General features: G+C 64.9%; 20 protein-coding genes. 10 read left to right on the top strand and 10 right to left on the bottom strand.

Annotated features, from left to right (window positions below):
• The first annotated feature begins 5 nt into the window (after positions 1 to 5).
• The 5 genes from PXJ20_RS19805 (at position 6) to PXJ20_RS19825 (ending at position 4,281) form a co-directional block, all read left to right on the top strand.
• The gene (locus PXJ20_RS19805; RefSeq protein WP_413215213.1) at positions 6 to 374 is read left to right on the top strand and encodes a (2Fe-2S)-binding protein; all 369 of its coding nucleotides are present in this window, start codon (positions 6 to 8) and stop codon (positions 372 to 374) included.
• Positions 364 to 1,770, top strand: a complete 1,407-nt coding sequence (locus PXJ20_RS19810) for an FAD-dependent oxidoreductase (RefSeq protein WP_421031989.1) — start codon at positions 364 to 366, stop codon at positions 1,768 to 1,770. The genes PXJ20_RS19805 and PXJ20_RS19810 overlap by 11 nt, the downstream gene beginning before the upstream one ends.
• Positions 1,763 to 2,959: an NAD(P)/FAD-dependent oxidoreductase gene (locus PXJ20_RS19815; protein WP_421031990.1), complete on the top strand. Its 1,197-nt coding sequence runs from the start codon at positions 1,763 to 1,765 to the stop codon at positions 2,957 to 2,959. Before PXJ20_RS19810 ends, PXJ20_RS19815 begins: the two co-directional genes overlap by 8 nt.
• Before the next feature lie 176 nt (positions 2,960 to 3,135).
• Positions 3,136 to 3,489, top strand: coding sequence for a RidA family protein (locus PXJ20_RS19820; protein ID WP_421031991.1), 354 nt, complete (start codon positions 3,136 to 3,138; stop codon positions 3,487 to 3,489).
• 114 nt (positions 3,490 to 3,603) lie between these two features.
• Complete coding sequence (locus tag PXJ20_RS19825; RefSeq protein WP_126879119.1) at positions 3,604 to 4,281, top strand: MgtC/SapB family protein; 678 nt, start codon at positions 3,604 to 3,606, stop codon at positions 4,279 to 4,281.
• A gap of 12 nt (positions 4,282 to 4,293) precedes the next feature.
• Here PXJ20_RS19825 and PXJ20_RS19830 read toward each other — a convergent pair whose 3' ends face one another.
• Both PXJ20_RS19830 and PXJ20_RS19835 read right to left on the bottom strand, forming a co-directional pair.
• The gene (locus PXJ20_RS19830; RefSeq protein ID WP_421031992.1) at positions 4,294 to 5,706 is read right to left on the bottom strand and encodes a dienelactone hydrolase family protein; all 1,413 of its coding nucleotides are present in this window, start codon (positions 5,704 to 5,706) and stop codon (positions 4,294 to 4,296) included.
• 123 nt (positions 5,707 to 5,829) lie between these two features.
• A complete protein-coding gene (locus PXJ20_RS19835; protein ID WP_421031993.1) occupies positions 5,830 to 7,455 on the bottom strand; it encodes a phospholipase D-like domain-containing protein in 1,626 nt (541 codons plus the stop codon).
• Between the two features lie 333 nt (positions 7,456 to 7,788).
• On the opposite strand from PXJ20_RS19835, the gene PXJ20_RS19840 reads away from it, so the two are divergent.
• The gene (locus PXJ20_RS19840; RefSeq protein ID WP_421031994.1) at positions 7,789 to 8,616 is read left to right on the top strand and encodes a CPBP family intramembrane glutamic endopeptidase; all 828 of its coding nucleotides are present in this window, start codon (positions 7,789 to 7,791) and stop codon (positions 8,614 to 8,616) included.
• 397 nt (positions 8,617 to 9,013) lie between these two features.
• Here the strand turns inward: PXJ20_RS19840 and argC are convergent, their stop codons facing one another.
• Entirely contained in the window at positions 9,014 to 9,943 is a 930-nt protein-coding gene (gene argC, locus PXJ20_RS19845) for an N-acetyl-gamma-glutamyl-phosphate reductase (protein WP_126879113.1), read from the bottom strand.
• Between the two features lie 130 nt (positions 9,944 to 10,073).
• Here argC and PXJ20_RS19850 point away from each other — a divergent pair, with 130 nt between their 5' ends.
• The 4 genes from PXJ20_RS19850 to PXJ20_RS19865 all read left to right on the top strand — a co-directional run bounded on the left by PXJ20_RS19850 (position 10,074) and on the right by PXJ20_RS19865 (position 14,711).
• Positions 10,074 to 10,958 (top strand): LysR family transcriptional regulator, encoded by an 885-nt coding sequence (locus tag PXJ20_RS19850; protein WP_421031995.1) that lies wholly within the window; start codon positions 10,074 to 10,076, stop codon positions 10,956 to 10,958.
• A gap of 242 nt (positions 10,959 to 11,200) precedes the next feature.
• The gene (locus tag PXJ20_RS19855) at positions 11,201 to 11,530 is read left to right on the top strand and encodes a low molecular weight protein tyrosine phosphatase family protein (RefSeq protein WP_126879111.1); all 330 of its coding nucleotides are present in this window, start codon (positions 11,201 to 11,203) and stop codon (positions 11,528 to 11,530) included.
• A 543-nt stretch (positions 11,531 to 12,073) separates the two neighbouring features.
• Complete coding sequence (locus PXJ20_RS19860) at positions 12,074 to 14,077, top strand: c-type cytochrome (protein ID WP_421032648.1); 2,004 nt, start codon at positions 12,074 to 12,076, stop codon at positions 14,075 to 14,077.
• 223 nt (positions 14,078 to 14,300) lie between these two features.
• Complete coding sequence (locus tag PXJ20_RS19865; protein ID WP_421032649.1) at positions 14,301 to 14,711, top strand: group II truncated hemoglobin; 411 nt, start codon at positions 14,301 to 14,303, stop codon at positions 14,709 to 14,711.
• A gap of 86 nt (positions 14,712 to 14,797) precedes the next feature.
• On the opposite strand, the gene PXJ20_RS19870 is transcribed toward PXJ20_RS19865, so the two are convergent.
• From PXJ20_RS19870 to PXJ20_RS19900, 7 genes are all read right to left on the bottom strand, one after another.
• Complete coding sequence (locus PXJ20_RS19870; protein ID WP_413215203.1) at positions 14,798 to 15,349, bottom strand: hypothetical protein; 552 nt, start codon at positions 15,347 to 15,349, stop codon at positions 14,798 to 14,800.
• Between the two features lie 372 nt (positions 15,350 to 15,721).
• A complete protein-coding gene (locus PXJ20_RS19875) occupies positions 15,722 to 16,687 on the bottom strand; it encodes a type II secretion system F family protein (RefSeq protein WP_421031996.1) in 966 nt (321 codons plus the stop codon).
• A 47-nt stretch (positions 16,688 to 16,734) separates the two neighbouring features.
• On the bottom strand, positions 16,735 to 17,712 hold the full coding sequence (locus tag PXJ20_RS19880; protein ID WP_199540751.1) for a type II secretion system F family protein: 978 nt from the start codon (positions 17,710 to 17,712) through the stop codon (positions 16,735 to 16,737).
• Positions 17,713 to 17,727: 15 nt separating this feature from the next.
• Positions 17,728 to 19,095, bottom strand: a complete 1,368-nt coding sequence (locus PXJ20_RS19885) for a CpaF family protein (RefSeq protein WP_017775226.1) — start codon at positions 19,093 to 19,095, stop codon at positions 17,728 to 17,730.
• A gap of 21 nt (positions 19,096 to 19,116) precedes the next feature.
• The gene (locus PXJ20_RS19890; protein ID WP_017775227.1) at positions 19,117 to 20,370 is read right to left on the bottom strand and encodes an AAA family ATPase; all 1,254 of its coding nucleotides are present in this window, start codon (positions 20,368 to 20,370) and stop codon (positions 19,117 to 19,119) included.
• Between the two features lie 42 nt (positions 20,371 to 20,412).
• Complete coding sequence (locus PXJ20_RS19895; RefSeq protein WP_017775228.1) at positions 20,413 to 20,886, bottom strand: TadE/TadG family type IV pilus assembly protein; 474 nt, start codon at positions 20,884 to 20,886, stop codon at positions 20,413 to 20,415.
• Positions 20,883 to 21,428 (bottom strand): TadE/TadG family type IV pilus assembly protein, encoded by a 546-nt coding sequence (locus PXJ20_RS19900; protein ID WP_017775229.1) that lies wholly within the window; start codon positions 21,426 to 21,428, stop codon positions 20,883 to 20,885. Before PXJ20_RS19900 ends, PXJ20_RS19895 begins: the two co-directional genes overlap by 4 nt.
• Between the last annotated feature and the right edge of the window lie 2 nt (positions 21,429 to 21,430).

A 21,430-nucleotide genomic window follows, 5' to 3' on the forward strand; every position in this document is an offset into this window, starting at 1 on the left:
CCAACATGATTTCTCAAACTGGTTACCCGCTGTTCAAGCCGCTGCCGGCCGAAGGCGCGACGCCCGAAACCGCGCTCGCACGCATCTGGTTCAACGACCAGCCGCTCGCCGTGCCCACGGGCCGGTCCGTGGCCGCCGCGCTGCTTGCGGCAGGTGTGTCGCGATTTCGCGCAACGCCCGTCTCCGGTTCGCCGCGTGCGCCGTACTGCATGATGGGCGCGTGCTTCGAATGCCTCGTGGAAATAGACGGCGTGCCCAGCCGCCAAAGCTGCATGGTGGAAGTGAAGGACGGCATGCGCATCCGCTCCCAGGAAGGCGCGCGCGATCTGCCGCCCGTGAATGCCGACTTGCCGGAGACCGTTCATGGCCGCTGATTTCGCTTCGGAAAACGTCGACGTCGTCGTAGTGGGCGCCGGTCCCGCGGGCATGAGCGCGGCCACGCGCGCGGCGCGTGCGGGTCTTTCGGTGGTGCTGCTCGACGAGCAAGACGCCGTGGGCGGCCAGATCTATCGCGCCATTGGCCGTGCCGACGCGCAGCGCAAAGAGATTCTGGGCCCCGACTACGCAGCCGGTGCGTCGATTGCCGATGCGTTTGCGCAATCGGGCGCGCGGCATGTGGCGAATGCGTCGGTGTGGCAGGTCACGCGTGAGCACGCGGTGCACTACCTCAAGGACGGCAAGGTGGGCAGCTTCGAGGCGAAGCGCGTGATTCTCGCGAGCGGCGCGCTAGAGCGGCCGTTTCCCATTCCGGGCTGGACGCTGCCCGGCGTCATGACGGCGGGCGCGGCGCAGATCCTGCTGAAGAGCGCGGGCGAGGTGCCTGCTTCGGCACCTGTGCTTGCAGGCTGCGGACCGCTGCTGTACCTGCTCGGCTGGCAGTACGTACGTGCAGGCGTGCCCATTCGCGCGCTCGTCGATACGACGCGGCACGAGGACCGTTGGCGCGCGAAGCGGCATCTGCTCTCGGCGCTGCGCGCGTGGCCGTTTCTGAGCAAGGGCCTGCATTTGATCCGCACGCTGCGCGAGGCGCGCGTGCCCATCTACGAAGCCGCGGACAACCTCAGCGTGGAGGGCAAAGCGGATAGCAACGGCGTGCAGCGTGCCGCGGCGCTTTCGTTCACGAGCCAGGGTCGCACGCATCGCATCGAAGCCGACGTGATTCTGCTGCATCAGGGCGTGGTGCCCAATACGCAATTCACGCAGGCGTTGCGCGCAACGCATCGCTGGAACGACGCGCAACTCTGCTTCACCCCGCAGGTGGACGCATGGGGCGAACTCGACGTGCCCGGCATCTTCGTGGCGGGCGACGGCGCCGGCATTGGCGGCGCGCAGGCCGCGGCGGAGCAGGGCACGCTCGCGGCGCTTGCCGCTATGGCGCAACTGGGTGCCATCGATGCCGCCACGCGCGACCGCGAGGCCGCCGTGCATCGCGCGGCGCTGGAACGTGTGATGCGCATTCGTCCGTTCCTCGACAGCCTCTACCGGCCGCGCGACGCGAACCGCATTCCGGCGGACAGCACCGTGGTCTGCCGCTGCGAGGAAGTGACGGCCGGCGAGTTGCGCGGCTTCGTGGCACTGGGCTGCGTGGGCCCGAACCAGGCGAAGTCGTTCGGCCGCTGCGGCATGGGGCCGTGCCAGGGACGCATGTGCGGGCTCACCGTGACCGAGGTGATCGCGGATGCGCGCAAGGTGTCGCCCGAGGAAGTGGGCTACTACCGCATTCGTCCGCCCATCAAGCCGCTCACGCTGGGAGAGCTTGCCGGTGAATGACGCCATTGCTCTTGCTGCGAACGTCGTGGAGGAAGCCGACGTCCTCGTGATCGGCGGCGGCCTGCACGGCACGAGCAGCGCGTTTCATCTCGCACGACGCGGTGCGAGCGTGATCGTGCTGGAAGCCGACTACGTGGCACGCCATTCGTCGGGCGTGAATGCCGGCGGCGTGCGCACGTTGGGGCGGCCATTGCCCGAGATTCCGCTTGCGCTCATGTCGCGCGAGATCTGGCATGCGCTGCGCGACACCGTGGGTGACGACGGCGGCTTCGTACCGTCAGGGCAACTGAAGATTGCCGAGACCGACGCCGAACTCGACGAATGCCGCGAGCGCGTGGCCTTGCTCGAAGCGCACGGCTTCACGCACGAGAAGATCGTGGATCGCGAGACCGTGCTCGCCTTGGAGCCCGCGCTCGCAAAGCACGTGACGGGCGGCATCTGGGTGGAGCGCGACGGTTACGCGTTGCCGTTTCGCACCACAACCGCGTTTCGCCTCGCGGCGCAACGCCACGGCGTGCGCTTTCACGAAGGCACGCCCGTGACGCGCATCGAGCCGCGCGGCTCGCGCTGGATGGCTCACACCGCGCGCGGTGTGTTCGCTGCGCAGAAGCTGCTGGTGGCGGCCGGTGCGTGGTCGGGCGAACTGGCGCGGCAAGCGGGCGAGCCGGTGCCGGTGCATCCCGAAGGGCTCATGCTGATGGTCACGCATCGCGTGGCGCCGTTCTGCCGCGCGACGCTGGGCGCCACAGGCCGGCCGCTGTCGTTCAAGCAATTCGACAACGGCACGGTGGTGATTGGCGGCAAGCTGATCGGCATCGCGGATCTGCCGGGGCGCCACGGCGAAGTGGACTTTCTGCGGCTCGTGAAGAGCGCGCAGACCGTGGTGGACCTGTTTCCGCACTTGAGGCATCTGGGCATCAACCGCGCGTGGGCCGGCGTGGAAGCGTTCACGGACGATTCGCTGCCGGTCATCTCGGCAAGCCGTACCGCGTCGAACCTCTACTACTCGTTCGGCTATTGCGGCAGCGGCTTTCAGCTGGGGCCGGGCTGCGGACGTCTGGTGTCCGAACTGATGCTGGACGGAGAGGCGTCGTTGCCGCTGGATGCGTTCAGGATCGATCGCTTCGATGCTTCGGCGCCTGCGTCTGCAGAGGTTGAAGGTGCCAATGCCCACGTCGCCGCGCATTGAGCAGTAGACGGGTCGCCTTTTCAATCCTCTTTCAATCCTTTCTCATGCGTGCTGCGCCGCGCTCCTTTGCGACGCAGCACGCTACTGTCTGCCGCGCCACCGCGTCACCTCGTATTGCCGGCGCGGCTTCGTTCAACCTCTCGTCTCGCCGTCACGGCGAAGGAGCGCACAAGCGTATGTCCGATATCGTTCGTATCGAAACCAATCAGCGTATGAGCCGCGTGGTGAAGGCCGCGGGGCTCGTGTTCATCGGCGGCCAGACGTCGGCCGATCCCGCGCCTGACGTCAAGGTCCAGACCGCGAAGGTGCTGGAGAAAATCGATGGCTTTCTCGCCAAAGCCGGCATCGACAAGACGCAGCTCGTTTCCGCGCAGGTGTGGCTCGCCAACATCGAGCGCGACTTCGCGGGCATGAATGAAGTGTGGGACGCATGGGTGCCCGAAGGTTGTGCACCCACGCGCGCCACGGTGGAGGCGAAGCTGGCCGCGCCGCATCTGCTCGTGGAGATTGCGGTGGTCGCGCTCGCGTAACCGTATGGGCGCCCGCATGCTGCGGTGCAGAGGCCATGCAGCACGTAAATGGCCTGCAAGGTAGGGCTTGCTGCCGTACCATGCCCCCATTGCCATGACCTGGGGTGTCCGCACATGATCGGCAACATCGAACTGTTATCGCGCCTGTTGCTTGCGGCGCTGCTCGGCAGTGTCATCGGCTTCGAGCGCGAACGACTCAACTGGGCCGCGGGCCTGCGCACGCACATGCTGGTGTGCGTGGGCTCCGCGTTGATCATGCTGGTGTCGGCGTTCGGTTTTGCCGACGTACTCGGCCAGAAGGACGTCGTGCTCGACCCGTCGCGGGTCGCCGCGCAGGTAGTTTCCGGCATCGGCTTTCTGGGCGCCGGGTCCATTCTGCTGCGTGGCGAGATCGTGCGCGGGCTCACGACGGCGGCGAGCTTGTGGTCCGTTGCGGGCATCGGGCTCGCGGTGGGCGGCGGCATGTACACCGCCTCGGTGGGCGCGACGGTCATCATCCTTGCCATTCTCGCGGGCGTGAAGCCGCTGGAACGGCGCTTCATTTCGGTGCGGCAGCGACGCAGCATCGAACTGGTGGTGGAGCGCGGCAGCATTTCGCTCGATACCATTCACAGCGTGCTCGACACGGGCAGCGTGCGGGTCAAGCAGTTCATCGTCCAGCAGTCGGAAGACGACCCCGATCTCGATGACGTATCCATCGCTTTTTCGCGCGTTACCGAAGGCGAATTCCAGGCCGTGTGCGAGCGGCTCGAAGCGATTGCTGGCGTGAAGTCGTGCAGGCGCGCCGAGTGAGCGGCATCGTGCTCAACGGTTCGTGCTCCAGACGACATCGCTGTCCACGGCGTAGAGGCGGCAGCCGGTATGGCCCGCCGCGCACTGCACGAGCGCGGACGAGAGCGCATCGAGCCCCGACGCCGTGCCCCATGCACCATCGGGCGCAATGGCAAACGCACGTGGCCGGCGTGCCTTGAGAAAGTCCGCGTAGGCGGCGCGCCCTTTGGCGGAGAGATACGGCACCGCGTTCGCATTGGCGAGCGCAGCGAAGTTCGTGCGCGGCGGGGCGGATGCGTCGCGCGGCCACACCACTGCGTTGTCCACGGCGTAGAGCCGGCAATACTGCGTGACGGCCCAGCATCGCTTCATCGCGGCCTCGCTGGCATCGAAACCGCCCGACGCCCACGCACCGCTGGTGATGCCAATGGCGATTGCGCGTGGCAACGGCGCCGCGAGAAAACCGCGGTAGAGCTTCTCTTTCTGCGCATCGTCCAGATAGGGCACCGCGCTGAGATCGCCGATGTCGGCATAGGACGTGGCGCGCGGACCACGCCCCGGCAGATACTCGGGATTCACTTCGCGGCCCGGCATACCGATGCTCGCAAGAAACGCGTCGGCCTTTTGCACCCATAGCGGCAAGCCTGCGCCGGAAGCCGTCATTGCGTGCGCGTCTTTCTGGAAGGGGCCGTAGTCCACCAGTTGCGCGCGGCCGCCGTTCGCCGTGTATTGGCGGAACATGGCCTGCCATGTGGGCGTGGCGAAGGTCTGATCGTTGTCGCCGTAGAACCACATGGAAGGCAGTTTCGTGCGTGCTCCCAATTGCGCTGCGGCGGCGACGAGGCTCGCATCCGGCGAGCGGCAGTCGGACTCCTTCACGCCGCCCGCGAAGTTGAGCAGGCCCTTCACGTCAGGCGGATTCAGCGAGCCGAACGCGAGCGTGTTCCAGCCACCCATGCTCTTGCCGGCCACGACGATGCGTGAAGCGTCGATGCCGGGCAGGTCTTTTACGTCGTCGAGCACCTTGCGGATGTCGCGCGCGGCGTCGAGCCCGATCGCGGTCACGTCGCAGCCGTGCGGCACCAACTGGCCTTCGGAGCCGGCGTAGCCGCGCATCATCGGCATGGCAACGGCATAGCCGCGCGAGAGGAAGTAATACGGGATGAATTCGTCGGCGACGCGCGGCGCATTGGCCGGGTCGTGCGAGGCGCCGTGATTGACGAGCGCGAGCGGAAACGGACCGCCCCGCCCGGGCATGTACAGCGTGACCTGCAGCCGCACAGGCGGCGACGACTGCACCGGCACCATGACGATGCGCTCGTTGAGCGGGGCGCCGGGTTGCGTCGAAGACGCTGGCTCCGACACGGCGGCGGCGCCGCGCACGGGCAGCAGTGCACCACAGAGCGCGAACAGCAGCGAAACGAGAACTGAAGGGGAAGGCGTCATCCGGCGTGGCGGTGCTCTGCCTCGCTGCTTGCCATGCGAGGCCGTATCCGTACGAATGCTGATGCACGGTTAACGGCCGCGGCCGAAAAAACATGAGAGTCGGCGTTTCGCTCGCCAGAGCCGTCAGCTCGCGACCGGCGAGGCGAGGTTGGCCCAGTCGTGCAGGAAGATCTGCTGGAAATAGGCGGCAGCCTCGGCGTGGTGGATGATGAGCCCCGCGTCGCGGTTTCTCAGCGTGCCGTCCGCGGACCAGTTCTGGCTGCTCACCATGACCGTGCTGCCGTCCACCACGATGCCCTTGTTGTGCACATTCGCCTGACGTCGCAGCACGGAGGCGGGCACGCCGGCATTCGCGAGCTTTTCGACCCAGGCGTCGGTCTGGTACTGGCTCGTGATGAGGCGCACGTCGAGCCCTTTATCTACGAGTGTTTTGACTGCCGCGATCAGCGCGTCGTGGTCTTCGTCCCCGGCGTGGCCGCTCGGGTGGATGTACTGCGTCTGCATATAGAACGTCTGTTGCGCGGAGTCGATGAGCGCCTTGACGTGCGCGTGGTAGTTGTCCGGCGTGAGCAGCGGCTGGATGCGGATGGTGTCGGCGAGCGTGCGCGGCGCGAAGAATTCGCGCGGAGCCTTGCCGGCGGCGAACATCTCGATCATCCCGGGCGGAACGCCTTCGTTGAGCATCGCCATGCGTGCCGCTACGCCGGCGCTTGTCGTTGCGGTCTGCGCGATGGCCTCGCTCGCCACGTCGTAGTCGTGCTGTAAAAACGCGCGGAACGTGGCGGCAAGTTTGTCGCTGGTGGCGATGACGTGCCAGTCGCGATCGCTATTCGCGGCGATCTTGCGGGCTGCGGCCGGGTCCGAGAGATCGATCTCCGGCTGGTTGCTGTTGTTCCAGTTGCCCGACGAGAGCCAGAACGTGTTGTCTTCGCGCACCGCGACCTTGATGTGATACGCGTTCGGATAGATCCACACAGGCGCCTTCGGGTCCGAATTCGTGAGCGCCCAGGTGCCGTTGAAATGGTCGCCGAGCGACTCGTGCAGGTCGGCTTGCGTCTCTTCGTCGGTCTGGTCCGCCGTGTGATTTTTCGCGGGGTGGTCGAGCGTGAGCGTCATCGTCTTGCCGCCCGCGAGTGCGGCTTCGACGGCCGAGAGCACGTGTGCGGACGTGAAGTCGTACATGCCCACCACGAGATTCTCGCGAACGCCCGCGAGGAAATTCGAGAGCTGCGCCCAGCCGGCGTCGGGGCTCGCGTGCAGCACGAGCGTGACGGGCGCCGTCACTTCATCGAGACTCGCGCCTGGCGCAGGGGTGTAGGGCTCTTGCGGCTTGTGAGCGCGCGCGGCGAAGAACGCCGTGAGCGGGGCAGGGTGCTGCGGCGCGGCGTTGCCTTTGCCGTCGAAGAAAATCTCGCCGTCAAAGTCGGGTTGCCGAAGCTCCTGGCGCGCTTCCGCGAGGGCCAGATAACGCGCGGGGTCGAGCGCGCGCATTTGTTCCATCGGATTGGCCGCGCGCACGTCGACGGGGATGTTGTCGAGCGTGGCGGGCAAGTGCGCGCGCAGGGCGGCGACGTGATCGGGCTGGGCCGTGACGACGATGGCGTGCTGGGCCGGCGCCGCGGCGGTACGCCAGCTGAGGCCGGTGCGCACTGAAAGCACGCCTGCCTTCGCGAAGGTGCTCTGGTTTTTGTGTAGCGCGTTGAGTGCGTCTTGTGCGTTCGGTGCGTTCGGTGAGTTCGATGCGGGCATGGCAGCCTCCTCCGTGGACGATGTAAGGCCCTTGCAAGCGCGCTGGCGCGCGGGCGGTGCGGCCAGCCCGTTCCTGCGCGTATCAACGCTTTCCATCGTGCAGGGCGCCTGTGGCAGCGGCGTGACGGAATTCGGTGTGGGAGGAAGTGGCGTTGCTGGCGTGCTGTTTTATGCGATGCGGAGCAATGCGATGCCGAGTGCTGCCCGAGCCGCCGCTCGCGGCCCGAAGCGCGACGTACTAAGGTTTTGCAGCCGTATTGACGATAACCCCGACGGGGACGCGCGTTTCGCGCGTAGCGCGCAACAGCTTCGAACATCACGGACCATGAAGCCATGAAGCCGCCACAACACCAATATTGCTTTCCGAACCTGCTGGAAGCGTTCTTTGTGCTGGTCGCGTTGTACTTCGGGGAGATGCTGGTCAACGCGATCATCGCGCAGCCGGGCCGCAGCGCGGGGCTACAACCCATGGCGATCTACAGCATCGGCCGCGTGCTCGCCTATGGAATCGGCTTCACTGTGCTGCTGCATCACAGCAAGGCGACCTACCGTGAATTGCTGCACGAGAACGGCAGTTCGTGGACGGCCACGTTTGCGCTCTTCACGCTGCCCATCCTGCTGCTCGCGCCGGGTCTGCTGCTCGTGTGCAACCTGCTGCAGATGCTGGTCGTATTGCTGTTTCCGATGAGCCCAACCATGCAGGCGGGCAGCGAGCAATTCATGAAAGGCGGACTCGGCACGCTGGCGCTGGTCTGCGTGATTGCGCCCATCGTCGAGGAGATGCTGTTTCGCGGCATCATCCTGCGCAGCTTCCTGCGGCAATATCCGCCTGGCGTCGCCATCGTGCATTCGGCTGCCGTGTTCGGGCTTGCGCACCTCAACGTGTACCAGTTCATGGTGGGCTTCGTGCTGGGCTGCGTGAACGGCGCGCTCTACCGACGCACGCGTTCGCTGCTGCCGTGCATGCTGTTGCACGCGTTTTACAACGTCGCGGTGGTGACGTCTGCCGTGTATCTCGGGGCGCGCGAATGGAACGCGGCGACGGCGGACTGGATGGCGCCGTGGCGGTTGTGGGCGCTCGCGAGCGGGGCGCTGGGGGTGTGGATGCTGTATCGGATGTTGTGGGGATCGGTGCGGGTGGGGGCGAGGGAAGGGGCGTGATTTTTGGAGGCGTTTGGCTGTCCACAAGGGACGCTCGTCTTCGCCGGAAGCGGACATGCATCCGTGAACAACCTGGCTGGGTTGATCGTCTGCCTGACCGAATTGCCTCACGATGAAGGACGAATACGAACACTAGCCCAATCCAACCGGCGGTAGCCCGTCGAGATAGCAGGGCACCATGGTCGGTGCTGCGTCGAAATCCAGCGTAAGCGCTCCGAGAGCGAAGGAATACATCGAGGCGCGCGATTTGCGTTGTAAGAGGTCGCCTCGCAACGCCACCGATTGCCGACGACTTCGGCGATGCTGTCGAGCGGCTCTTTGTTTGCGGCCGACCTCTGCCCGATACGATCGGCTTGCATCGACCCCTAGCCAGCCAGTTAGCTCGAACCATCGGCCACTATTGCTGCGTGAGCATGAGGTTCAGGTTCTGAACCGCGGCACCGGATGCTCCCTTGCCGAGATTGTCGAACACCGCGGACAGGAGGACATGCCCGTGCTCCATGTTGGGAAACACGCCCAGGTGCATGTCGTTCGTACCGTTCAGCGCTTGCGGATCCAGGGGCGCCAGGCCGCCCGATTCGTGCAGCGGCAAGACACGCACGTGGGCCGCCTCGGCATAGTGACGTGCGAGACAGGCGTGTAACGTGGCCCCCTCCACGCCGGGCGCCAGCAGCGTCAACGCCAGCGGCACCGTCAGCACGATGCCCTGGCGGAACGCTCCATACGCAGGGACGAAAATGGGACGTTGCGCAAGCAAGGCGTGCTGCTGGATCTCCGGCGCGTGCTTGTGCGCGAGTTCCAGACCGTAGACCTGGTATGAAGGCGCGTTGGCCGCGCCCGGCCCCTCGTGTTCCTCCACGCCTGCACGTCCCCGTCCGGAATAGCCGGATACCGCGTGGATGCTGATCGGGTAATTGCCCGGTATGAGCCCTGCCTGCATCAATGGACGCAGCAGGCCAACCGCACCAGTCGGATAGCAACCGGGATTGGTGACCCGACGTGCGCTCGCAATGTGCCCAGCCTGCCCCGGCGACATTTCCGGGAAACCGTAAGTCCAGTCCGGCTGCGTGCGATGGGCGGAGCTTGCGTCGATAACGCGGACGGCAGGATTGACGATGGCGCCCACTGCCTCGCGCGCGGCGGCATCGGGCAAACAAAGCATGGCGATGTCGCAGGCGTTGATAGCTTCTGCGCGGCGCCGCGAGTCTTTGCGCTCCGCAGCGGCAAGTGTGAACAGTCTGATGTCGGTGCGGTCGCGCAGCCGGTCATGGATTTGCAGCCCGGTGGTGCCCTGGTCGCCGTCGATGAAAACTAGGGGAGCGCTCATACGTGGGTGACTCCGCTGACTGTGGGTTATAAAAAGGCAAATCGAGCCCCTATGTTGCGCGGACGTCTAGAATAGGGAAAGTTGAATTTCATGACGTGAACATTCAGTTTTTCTGAATCTGGAAGGCAACATGCGAGAAATCAGCCTGGACCGTTTGCGCACCCTGATTGCCGTTGCCGATCGGGGTTCATTTGTCGAAGCGGCGCGTGCATTGAACCTGGCGCCGCCCACAGTCAGCCTCCACATCGCTGAACTCGAAGACCGCATTGGCGCGCCACTCCTGTTACGCAAGCGCGGACAGGTGGGGCCGACGCCCATAGGCGAGGTGCTGGTAGAGCGCGCGCGCCGACTGCTGGCCGACGCGGAGCAGGCGTTAGACGATATACAACGCCAGGTAGCGGGACTCGAAGGGCGTGCGCGTCTCGGCGCGTCGACAGGCGTGATCGCCCACCTGCTGCCGCAAGCGATCGAGGTCCTGCGCGAGCACCATCCCGCCATCGACATTCAGATTGCCGTGCTCACTTCGCAGGAAACCCTGTCCCGGCTGGTGGATGGAACGCTGGATGTCGGGTTGATCGCGTTGCCTCAGCCACCCGTGGCTGGACTCGTGATAAAGCCCTGGCGCCGCGACCCTGTGATGGCCTTTGTGCCAGCGCAGTGGCGGTGTCCGGCCCGCATCACCCCTGAGTGGCTCGCCGCTCGACCTCTCATTCTCAATGACGCGACCACGCGTCTTTCGCGTCTGACGGCGGAGTGGTTCGCGACCGCAGGGCACCATCCTTCGCCGCGCATTCAGCTCAACTACAACGATGCGATCAAGAGTCTGGTCGCGGCAGGTTACGGGGCAGCGCTGTTGCCCCACGAGGCCACTACGCCCATGCCCGACGAGCGCATTGCCATGCGTCCGCTGCGCCCGGCGTTGTGGCGTCGGCTCGGTATCGCCCACCGTGCGGGGCACGTTGAGCGTTCCACGCAACACGTACTTGATGTGTTGTGGGATTTGCGATTGGCGTAGGCGTTGTCATTTGCCGCTCGCCGCTTGCGCTGTTGCACGCAGCGACGAACCGCGGGCCACGTGCCATCGCAGCTCGTGGCCGATGTTATGGTGAACATCCCCAGAGCGTTGCTGCCACGAGTACATCGTGGACCTGATACGGACGCGCTCGCCCAGCTCGCGAAGATCCGCAAGCTCCTGATTCTCTGAGGGAGAATCGTGGCTTGCCCGTTGTCAGGGAAGAGACTCATGAAAGGCGACGCATGACCCGCGCACTATTTATCTGCAGCAGGAACCGGTTGCGCAGCCCAACGGCTGAAGACGTGTTTTCCGGCTGGAAGGACGTTGAAACGGACTCTGCCGGCGTGGCACCCGATGCGCAAACGCCAGTCTCAAGCGGGCAGATCGCCTGGGCCGACATCATTTTCGTGATGGAGCGCGCACACAAGGCGAAGCTCTCCAGAAAATTCGGCCCTTTCCTGAAAGGCAAAAGAATCGTCTGTCTCGACATCCCCGACAAATACGCCTTCATGCAGCCCGAACTGATTGCGCTGCTGGAGCGCAAGGCCGGGAGCTTCCTGCGACATTCCTGATGATGTGCGCCCCGCACACGGCGTCGCTCACAAAACACGGCGTAGTCGGCATATGCGCGACGTGCCGTCGTTTGCGTCGATCCGCAACGAGGATGCGACGAAATGCCACGAGCGTGGCGACGCCAACCACAACCGCTGCGACCCGTCAGCCCTGCCTGAGACCTTGAGCGCGCATCCGGCGCCTCCGCATTCGCGAGTGACCGAACACCACCCGCAGTCAAGGAGACCGGCATACGTCATGTGCACGGCCTGTCTGCATTGACACAGCCGGAATGGGCGTCCTATATTTCCCGCCGAAATTTGCTTATTCAACTATGGAATAAGCAAAGGCGTCCTGCGGCCGGCAAATCACCGTTCGAACACCGCAGCGGCTGGACTCGCGTGAAGCGGCTGTAAAGACGCGAGCCTCCACGCCGGTGCATCGAAGCCGCGTAGCGCTCCGGACAAGAACGACGGGCACAGCCGTCACACGCGGTGCGACCAGGGAACCCGTACAAGATGAAACAACGAAAATTTTCGCGCTGGATCATCGCCGCCCTGGCGATGGGCGTCCACTACGCGCTCGCCGCCCAGGCCGATGCACCGAAGGGGCCGGACGCAGACCTCGTCGCGCGCGGCGCGTACGTTGCGCGCCTTGGCGATTGCGTTGCCTGTCATACGGCCCCGAACGGGAAACCCATGGCCGGAGGGCTGCCGCTCAACACGCCGCTGGGTGCCGTGTATTCGACCAACATCACGCCCGACGACGCGACCGGCATAGGCCGCTACACCTTTGCCCAGTTCGAGCGGGTCATGCGAAAAGGCATCGCCGCCGACAACCATTACCTCTACCCTGCGATGCCCTATCCGTCGTACGCGAAGATGAACGACGAGGATATGCACGCGCTGTTTGCCTACCTGAAGCAGGGCGTCGAGCCGGTCAGCCAGCCCAACCGGGCAACCGGTATCCCCTGGCCGTTCAACATGCGCTGGACGCTCGCCGCATGGAACTGGCTGTTCCTGGACAGCGCGCCTTACGTGCCCGACCCGCAGCGCAGCACCGAATGGAACCGGGGGGCGTATCTCGTGCAGGGCGCCGGCCATTGCGGCGCGTGTCATACGCCCCGTGGCATCGGGTTTCAGGAAAAGGCGCTATCTGACGCGGGTAGCAACGGCAGCGCATTCCTGTCCGGCGCGACGGTCGACTCGTGGCACGCCGTCAATCTGCGTAACCTGTGGACGACCCGCGATCTCGTCACCTTGCTCAAGACCGGCCAGAACCGCTACGGTGACGCAGCGGGCGGCATGGGTGACGTCGTTCATCACAGCACGCAATACATGAGCGATGCGGATCTGAATGCCATCGCAACGTATCTCGTGTCGCTGTCCGGCAAACCGGCGGCCGGACGCGCAGACGGCGGCCCCGTAGCGCAGACGGCGCACGCGCAACCGGCCGGGCTTCTGACCACCCGAGGCGGCCTCGGATACCTGCAGTTCTGCGCGTCCTGCCATCAGACCGATGGCCGCGGCTTCGCGCCGGTGTTCCCGCCACTGTCCCGCAACACGGCCCTGCTTTCCGCCGACCCGGTTTCCTCCATTCACGTGGTACTGACCGGATGGCAGACGCCGCAGACGGCAGCCCATCCACGGGTCTATACGATGCCGGCGTTCGACAGGCTCTCCGACGAGGAACTGGCGGACATCCTGACGTTCGCGCGCACGACCTGGGGAGGACAGCGCGTTCCCGTGAGCGCGTCCGCCGTCGGGAAGCTTCGCCGCGAACTGGCGTTGAAGACCGACACGCCGGCGACCTTCCAGACACCGCGTTTCGCCGCGATGCTCGACCGGCAGAACGCCGCACAGCTCGCGCGCGGAATGCAGCTGATGGTCGACACGAAAGCGCAGCTGCCACGCAACGTCGGCAACTCGCTCAACTGTGCGAGCTGCCACCTCAACGCGGGCACGGTTGCGGATGCCTCGCCGTTCGTGGGTCTTTCCGCCCAGTTTCCCAGCTATGCCGCGCGTGCCGGCAAGGTCATTACGCTGGCCGACCGTATCAACGGCTGCATGCTGCGCTCGATGAACGGCAAACCGCTGCCTCTTGATTCGGCGGACATGAAGGCCATGCTGGCGTGGTTCGACTGGATGAAGGGCACAGTCCAGCCGAAGGAAAAGATACCCGGACGCGGCGTGGGCGAGTTCAACCGGAACCTGAAGCCCGACATGGTTCACGGCAAGGAAGTGTATGCGGCGCAATGCGCGTCGTGTCACGGTGCAAACGGCGAAGGAACAAAGGCGCTCGATGGCCGCGACGTCTATCCCCCGCTATGGGGCGACGCGTCGTTCAACATCGGGGCCGGCATGGCGAGGCTCTACACCGCCGCCGCGTTCGTCCGGCACAACATGCCGATCGGGACACGCAACGAATTCCCCTTGGGGCAAGGCGGCCTGAGTGATCAGGACGCGCTCGACGTGGCTGCGTATTTCACGCAACAGCCCCGTCCCGACTTTGCTGCCAAGGTTCGTGACTGGCCTCAAGGAGGCAAGCCGGCGGACGCCAGATACTGACGTGCGGCGGGGGAGATGCTGCGGAGCTCACGTGTTCGCCTCACGGAAACGCTGCGAAGTCGGTTCAACCACTGTCCCGACTTCGCGGCTCAGCGTCTCCATAGAGGTGGACGTACTGCGTGATCGAGCGGGGCGCGCCGCGATGGTCGACATCAATAGCGTTGCCGCCGGCATGCACGAAGCCCGCTCCATCGCTTCTGCCTTTTCCACATGGATTTCGCAAATGACAGACATATCGGACAAAGACCCACGACAGATAACGGCCTTCGGTCTTGCTGGAGGCGAGGCGCGTGTGCGCCAACTTGTCGACCGGTTCTATGACCTGATGGACCTTGAACCCGAGTTCGCAGAGCTTCGCGCCATGCATCCGCCCACGCTCGACGACACGCGGGACAAGCTGTTCTGGTTCCTGTGCGGCTGGCTCGGCGGCCCGGACCATTACGTTAGCCGTTTCGGCCATCCATGCCTGCGGTCACAGCATCTACCCTATGCCATTGCGTCGGCAGACCGCGATCAATGGGTTAAATGCATGGCGATGGCGATGGAACAAACCGGCCTGCCGGGGATGCTGCGCGAGCGGTTGCATCAATCGTTCTTCGAAGTCGCGGACTGGATGCGTAATCGGGCAGATTGACTCGTGGGAGTTCGTATGCTTCCTGGCGGCCCTCGTGTTTGCCATTATCGGAAAGCTGCCGGTTCCCGGAAGAAAGACCTCCACAGCTAACGGCAATCGGGCGCCGACGAGACAGCGACCGGCGTAGTGGTCACCGCTCCGCCCCCGTCATGCAGTTGCCGGACCTGCACCTGCGGGGTATTCGCGCTTCCATCGACCAGTACCTCGTAATCGCGGCCCGCTGCCGGCACAAATGTGCCGGCGCCGTCGGGCGTGGTGCTGACGTACATCGTGTTGCCCATCACCGACTGCGAGGAAAAGCGGGCCGTGATGGTCAGCGGCTGGTTCGCGGGAACAACGTATTCCTTGTAATAGCGCCCCGCATCCGGCGGCAGGGGCATGCCGACGGTCTTGTTTCTTAGTGCGGACAGGCCCGGCTTCGAGACAAGTAGGGTCTTGCCCTTGCGCTCCGGCGCATTGCCGACGGGCACGCACGCCGTATCGAAGTGGAAATAGACGACCGGCCCCCAGTAGACGCGGACCCGCGCGTCGGTTTCAGGATGGTAGGCGCGCTCGTCCCCTGACGTGGCACATGCCGCCAGCAACACGGCGGGAAGCAGCATGCCAGCAGCGCGCATGTAACGGTTCAGTACGGTCATTGTTGTGCTCTCGCTTTCGTCCCGCGAACGTCCGCGGGATACCCGGAAGCGCATTCTACGGCGTCGCGCTGTGCCGGTTCCGGGCCCTCAGCAGATCCTCCGATCTTCGTGTACGTCATATAGCCTTGCAGGCGCAGCGGCGTCTGCGTCGAAGGAGCGGTCACCTTCGAGCAGCCAGGCCACAGTCTGCCGTCGCACCAGGACGGCATCACGGGGTGCGCCATGGGATGACCAGCAACACGGGCAACGCCATCCAGGCGGCATAGCGGTCATCAACGGCAGACAAGCTTCTCCCGGACCAGATCGAAGGCGCCCCATACCACTCATTCCACGGCATAGTCAAGGTCAAGGCGCCATCCCCAATCGTGCCCCTCACTGCCCCGTCAACGTAGGCAACAACACACGATAAATATTGATAAACGCCGGCCCCAACAGCACCGTCAGCAGCGCCGGAAAAATGCAGAAGATCAGCGGAAACAGCAGCTTCAGCGCGATCTTCGCCGCACGTTCCTCGGCGCGCATGCGGCGGCGCGTGCGCAGCATGTCGGAGAGCACGCGAAGCGAATCCGCCACGCTCGTGCCGAAGCGTTCGGCCTGAATCAGCATTGTGCAGAACGAATCGATGTCTTCCACGCCCGTGCGCAGCGCGAGATTGCGCAGCGCCGTTTCACGCGTGAAGCCCGAACGCATTTCAAGCAGCGTAAGTTCCAGTTCGTCCGCCACGACCTTGCTGCGGTGGCGCAGTTCCTCGGCCACCTTGATGAGCGCGGCATCCAGACCCAGACCCGCTTCCACGCATACGGTCAGCAGATCGAGCGCGTCGGGGAAGTCTTCGAAGATCACACGCTGCCGCGCCGCGACGCGCCGCGACAGCACGCCGTTCGGCAGGTAATAGCCGAACGCGCCGAGCACCACGAGCATCGCCGAGAGCCCATAGGGCTTTTGCGCGAGGGGCGTGTGGATCAGCACGAGCGTGGCGATGGTGGGCAGGACCAACGCGAGCAGCGTTTTGGCGGCAAGGTAGATGCCCGCGGCGTGCGGCGTGCGCCATCCCGCGTTCATGAGCTTGAGCCGCAGCGGCGAATTCTCCCAGCCTTCTTTGGGTAGCGAAAGCCTGGAGACCGGCTGCGCGATCTCGGCAAGCTTCGCGACCCAGTCCGGCGTGCCCGACGGCATATCGGCAGCGGGCCCCCCACCTTGCGGTGCCGCGCCCGCCTGAGCAAGCCGGCGCTCCATGCTGCGCGGCGCGAATACGAGCATGGCGCCGAACGCAGCGGCGAACACGAGAACGAACACGCCGCCCAGCAAGAGCAGGTGCGTGGAATTGAGGGTTTGCATGGCGACTCCTTGAGCAAGCGGTTACGGCAAATGCGCAGCGAAACGCGCTAGACACGGATACGGATGATGCGGCGCATCCACAGCACGCCGGAGACCATCGAAAGCAACACCGTTTCAACCAGCTTCAGCCCCGCCGGATCCTTCCAGAGAATTTCGAGGAACGAAGGGTTCACCAGCATCATCAGCGCCGCCGTGCCGAACGGCAGCAGGCCCAGTATCCAGGCGGAAAGCCGGCCTTCCGCGGAAAGCACGCGAATCTTGTCGAACAGCTTGAAGCGCTCGCGAATCAGGCTGCCAATGCTGTCGAGCAGTTCGGCCAGATTGCCGCCGGTCTCGCGTTGAATCAGCACCGCGATCACGAAGTAGCGCAGGTCGCGAACCGGCACGCGTGCGGCGAGATTCAAGAGCGCTTCCTGAAGCGAGACGCCGTAATTGATCTCGTCGAACGTGATGCGGAATTCCCCGCCCATCGGCTCGGCGAATTCGCTGCTCACCATGCCGATGGCGCTCGTGAACGCGTGGCCTGAGCGCAGCGCGCGCGCAATCATGTCGCACACTTCGGGCAACTGACGTTCGAGCTTCGCGAGCCGCTTCGTGCGCTTGCGCATCACGAAGAGCGAGGGCAGAAACGCGGCGCCTGCCGCTGCGAGCACGGCATAGAGCATCGGCACGGGCAGGATCGACGTCACGGCCAGCGCCACGGAGGCCATGGCGACCGACACGCCCGCGAGTTTGGCCACGGACCACCCGAGCCCCGACTGCTGGAGCACGAGGTCAAGCGAGTGGATGCGCGGCACGCGCAGCAGCAGACGGTCGAACGGACGCGCCTCGTTCAGCATGCGGTCCTTGAGGATGGAAAGCTGCTCCTTGTGCACCTGCCCGCCGGCGGACATCGCGCGAATGCGCGCTTCGATGCGCCGCGCGGCCGGACCGTGACGGCTGTTCCACCATTGATAGAGGCCCTCGAACGCGAGCACTACCGCGACGAACAGCAGGATGACGAAAGCGTAGAAGGTCGGGTCCATGCGAAGCTCCTTCGGTCACGCGGTTTCGAAATGGCGCGACGGATCGTAGATCGCATCGGGCAAGTTGATGCCGAACGCCTGCAACCGCTCGGTGAACTTCGGCCGCACGCCCGTTGCGCAGAAGTAGCCGCGCACGTTTCCGTTCGCGTCGAGCCCCGTGCGTTTGAACGTGAAAATCTCCTGCATGTTGATCATGTCGCCTTCCATGCCGGTGATCTCCTGAATGCTCACGATCTTGCGGCGCCCGTCGGTGAGGCGCGCGGCCTGCACGACTACGGAGATGGCCGAGGCGATTTGCTGACGCATGGTTTTCGGCGGCAGAGCGAGGCCCACCAAGCCGATCATGTTTTCGAGGCGCGTCAGTGCATCGCGTGGGGTGTTCGCGTGAATGGTGGCGAGCGACCCTTCGTGACCCGTGTTCATTGCGTTGAGCATGTCGAGCGCTTCGGCGCCGCGCACTTCGCCCAGGATGATGCGGTCCGGACGCATACGCAACGCGTTGCGCACCAGCGTGCGCTGCGTGATTTCGCCCTTGCCTTCAATGTTGGGCGGCCGCGTTTCGAGCCGCAGCACATGCTGCTGACGCAGTTGCAGTTCCGCCGCGTCTTCAATCGTCACGATACGTTCGGATTCCGGAATGAATCCCGAAAGGATATTGAGCAGCGTGGTCTTGCCGCTGCCGGTGCCGCCCGAAACGAGAATGTTGACCTTCGCGCGCGCAAGGGCTTCGAGCACCTCGGCAATGGGCGGCGTGAGGCTTTGCAGCCGCACGAGGTCGGACACCTGCAGCGGATTGACAGAAAAGCGCCGGATGGAAAGCAGCGGCCCGTCCACTGCGGAAGGCGGAATGATGGCGTTGACGCGCGAGCCGTCCGGCAGGCGCGCGTCCACCATCGGGCTTGACTCGTCGATGCGCCGGCCCACGCGCGAGACGATCTTCTCGATCACCTTCATGAGGTGCGCGTCGTCGTAGAACGTGACGTCCGTGAGTTCGAGCCGGCCGTTGCGCTCCACGTAGGTGTGCTGATACGTGTTCACCAGGATGTCCGAAATGCTCGGGTCGCGCAGCAGCGTTTCGAGCGGACCGAAGCCGAACATCTCGTCGTACACGTCGATGGCAAGCTGCTTGCGTTCGAGGTCGTTGGTGGGCAGCTTCTGTTCGTCCAGAATGCGGCTCACCAGCGTCGCAATTTCCTGGCGCACCTGGTCCGCAGGCAGACGCGAAAGACGTTCCAGTTCCACGCGGTCCAGTACCGCGAGGTGAATCTCGCGGCGTAGTTTCTGCCACGCTTCACGCGCGGCACCGTTGTGGGGGCGCGGCGCGTCGGCCAATCCTGCGACGGGTGCCACACGCTGGAGCGAAATATGGTCACGCAATGACATGGCGGTCTCCTCGATTCGGGCTTACATGGTTCTGAGTTTCGGCGTCGCCTTCGGCGGCAAGCTGGTTGCTGCCCTGGGCGACGCGCCGCGGCCGAGCAGGCGCGCAAAAAGCGGTTCGCCTCGCGCCGCGGCCTGGTTGCCGGGGCGCGCGGCTTCCACGATCTGGTTGGCGTACCGTTGCAGGCTGCGCGCCACGTTGCTGCTGCGTGCGAGTTTCGAGACGGGCAGTCCCTGGTTGATGGCCTCGGTCACCACGCTCTCGTCGTCGGGAATGGTCTGCCACGCGCGCAGGCCCAGCACTTCTTCCAGCGCCGCGCGGGCGCGCTCGCCCGAACGCGCGTAGCGGTTGAGGATCAGCCGCATGCGGTCCACGGGGTAGCCGAGCGAGACGAGAATTTCCTGCAGGCGGCGTGCAGCCCGCACGTGAGGCATGTTTGCCTGCAGGACGAGATGGATCTGCTCGCTGAGATCGAGCGCGATCATGGAGAGGCGGTTGATGGACACGCCCAGATCCAGAATCACGAAGTCATAGCGCGGCGCGGCCACGCCAAGAATCCATTCGAGTCCGTCTTCGCGAATTTCCGCCGATTTGACCGGGTCGCCCGCGCCTGCGAGTACGTGGAAGTTTTCCGAAAGGCGCAGCACGCTTGCGTCGAAAAAGGCGCCGTCCATGCGCTCCACCTGCGCGCACATCTGCGGCAGCGTGGAGGGCGGCGTTTCGTCGGTGACGAGAAACGCGGCGTCGCCGAACTGCTGGTTGAGGTCCACGAGCAGCACGCGCTTGTCGCGCATCTGCGCGATTTCCCAGGCGACGTTGCCCGCTATCAGGCTCGTGCCCGTACCGCCTTTGCAGGAAATGAACGAGAGGAACTGCGTGTCGTGCGTGTCGCCGGCGCTGCGTGCCGGACGCTGTGCCGCGGCACGTTCGAGCGCTTCGGCAAGCGTCTGCCGTTCGAGCGGCCAGCCGAGCACGTCGCGCACGCCGGCGCGCATGGCTTCGATCAACGTCTGCGGCGAAGCATCGGCTGTTATCAGAATGCAGGTGAGGCCCGGATGCTCGCGGCAAAGCCGCTCGATGACGGCGAGTTCCGCGGCTTGCAGTGCGCCTGCGTCCACGAGCAGGGCGTCGAAGGCGTCGAGCCCCTCGGCCCGGCCTTCCAGCTGCGAAGGCTTGCCCGCTGCGCGCGTGATGCGGTACAAGCCGCAGTCGCCGGCGAGCCGTGCGATCTGCGCGAGACGCGCGGCGTCTTCGGAGGTAACGAGGATATTCATCATGATGGTGGACCTCGCCGGTGGCGTTGGTAGCGTTGAAGGCATTTATTGACAGACGGTGCCGCCCGTTGAACTCGCAAGACTCTCGCGCGGCAGCGTCGTGGTGAGCGGCGGCATGGAGAGCGTCAACGGAACGAACGGAATCATGGTTTGCACGCTGAGGTTGGTCACGCTCACGGTGACCATCGTGCAGCTGTTGCGCGCGCTGGACGGGTCGGAGTCGCAGCCGGACGGCGCATAGGCAACGTTGACCTTGGAGCTGGCGAGCAGCGGCAGCAGCGACTGAATGCGCGTCTTCACGACGGTCGCGCCCGCATCGCAGACCACGGCCGTGCGCGCGCCGAGCCGCACGGCCTCACTCGCGGTGTTCCAGTAGAACAGCACGCGCCCGAACTCGCAGATGCCGATAAGCAGCGTGAAGAGAATCGCGCAGATCAACGCGAACTCGACGCTCGTCGCCCCGCGCTGTTTCGCGCAGCGCATGGCGGAAGGCGTGACGTAAGGGGCGCGCGTTTTCATGACACCTGCCTCATGATCGTGACGATGTTGCTGAACGTGATGGGCGGCAGCGTGAAGAACGCCGGCGTGGGCTGGTACGGGTAGCCCTTGATCTTCACCTCCACGAGGTTGATGCTGCCCGACAGATACGACGGGTTCGCCGTGCCGTTGTTCGTGTCGTAGGTGGGCACGTTCGCGAACTGCGCGGGGTCCGACGCATCGCTGCAATTCGCGGTGTGCGCCGCGTCGCAGATCACCACCATCGACGTGGTGAGCCCCGGCGCGAGTTCCGTGCCCTGCGAGCCGCAGGTCGTGCTGCCGTACACCGCGAGGCACTGGGCCGCCGCAACCGGGTAAGCGGGGTCTGTGGGCAGATAGGTGGACAGGTAGCGTGCCGCGTCGCGCGTTGCCTTGGTGAGCGCCTCGTACTGATAGATGGCGCGGCCGAATTCGGCAATGCCCGTCACGATGATGAGCAGCGGAATCAGCACGAGCGCGAACTCGACCGTGGCGACACCACGCGTGCGGCGCCGGCGGGAAACACGAAGAGCGGGGCGGTTCATGG

The organism is Paraburkholderia sp. A1RI_3L, assembly GCF_048957895.1.
In the GTDB taxonomy this organism is placed as follows: Bacteria; Pseudomonadota; Gammaproteobacteria; order Burkholderiales; family Burkholderiaceae; genus Paraburkholderia; species Paraburkholderia kururiensis.

What these genes read in the sequence shown, in the direction of transcription:
- PXJ20_RS19805 (WP_413215213.1), top strand. Translation starts at nt 6, where the DNA reads ATGATTTCTCAAACTGGTTACCCGCTGTTCAAGCCGCTGCCGGCCGAA.
- PXJ20_RS19810 (WP_421031989.1), top strand. Translation starts at nt 364, where the DNA reads ATGGCCGCTGATTTCGCTTCGGAAAACGTCGACGTCGTCGTAGTGGGC.
- PXJ20_RS19820 (WP_421031991.1), top strand. Translation starts at nt 3,136, where the DNA reads ATGTCCGATATCGTTCGTATCGAAACCAATCAGCGTATGAGCCGCGTG.
- PXJ20_RS19825 (WP_126879119.1), top strand. Translation starts at nt 3,604, where the DNA reads ATGATCGGCAACATCGAACTGTTATCGCGCCTGTTGCTTGCGGCGCTG.
- PXJ20_RS19830 (WP_421031992.1), bottom strand. Translation starts at nt 5,706, where the DNA reads ATGACGCCTTCCCCTTCAGTTCTCGTTTCGCTGCTGTTCGCGCTCTGT.
- PXJ20_RS19835 (WP_421031993.1), bottom strand. Translation starts at nt 7,455, where the DNA reads ATGCCCGCATCGAACTCACCGAACGCACCGAACGCACAAGACGCACTC.
- PXJ20_RS19840 (WP_421031994.1), top strand. Translation starts at nt 7,789, where the DNA reads ATGAAGCCGCCACAACACCAATATTGCTTTCCGAACCTGCTGGAAGCG.
- argC (WP_126879113.1), bottom strand. Translation starts at nt 9,943, where the DNA reads ATGAGCGCTCCCCTAGTTTTCATCGACGGCGACCAGGGCACCACCGGG.
- PXJ20_RS19850 (WP_421031995.1), top strand. Translation starts at nt 10,074, where the DNA reads ATGCGAGAAATCAGCCTGGACCGTTTGCGCACCCTGATTGCCGTTGCC.
- PXJ20_RS19855 (WP_126879111.1), top strand. Translation starts at nt 11,201, where the DNA reads ATGACCCGCGCACTATTTATCTGCAGCAGGAACCGGTTGCGCAGCCCA.
- PXJ20_RS19860 (WP_421032648.1), top strand. Translation starts at nt 12,074, where the DNA reads ATGGGCGTCCACTACGCGCTCGCCGCCCAGGCCGATGCACCGAAGGGG.
- PXJ20_RS19865 (WP_421032649.1), top strand. Translation starts at nt 14,301, where the DNA reads ATGACAGACATATCGGACAAAGACCCACGACAGATAACGGCCTTCGGT.
- PXJ20_RS19870 (WP_413215203.1), bottom strand. Translation starts at nt 15,349, where the DNA reads ATGACCGTACTGAACCGTTACATGCGCGCTGCTGGCATGCTGCTTCCC.
- PXJ20_RS19875 (WP_421031996.1), bottom strand. Translation starts at nt 16,687, where the DNA reads ATGCAAACCCTCAATTCCACGCACCTGCTCTTGCTGGGCGGCGTGTTC.
- PXJ20_RS19880 (WP_199540751.1), bottom strand. Translation starts at nt 17,712, where the DNA reads ATGGACCCGACCTTCTACGCTTTCGTCATCCTGCTGTTCGTCGCGGTA.
- PXJ20_RS19885 (WP_017775226.1), bottom strand. Translation starts at nt 19,095, where the DNA reads ATGTCATTGCGTGACCATATTTCGCTCCAGCGTGTGGCACCCGTCGCA.
- PXJ20_RS19890 (WP_017775227.1), bottom strand. Translation starts at nt 20,370, where the DNA reads ATGATGAATATCCTCGTTACCTCCGAAGACGCCGCGCGTCTCGCGCAG.
- PXJ20_RS19895 (WP_017775228.1), bottom strand. Translation starts at nt 20,886, where the DNA reads ATGAAAACGCGCGCCCCTTACGTCACGCCTTCCGCCATGCGCTGCGCG.
- PXJ20_RS19900 (WP_017775229.1), bottom strand. Translation starts at nt 21,428, where the DNA reads ATGAACCGCCCCGCTCTTCGTGTTTCCCGCCGGCGCCGCACGCGTGGT.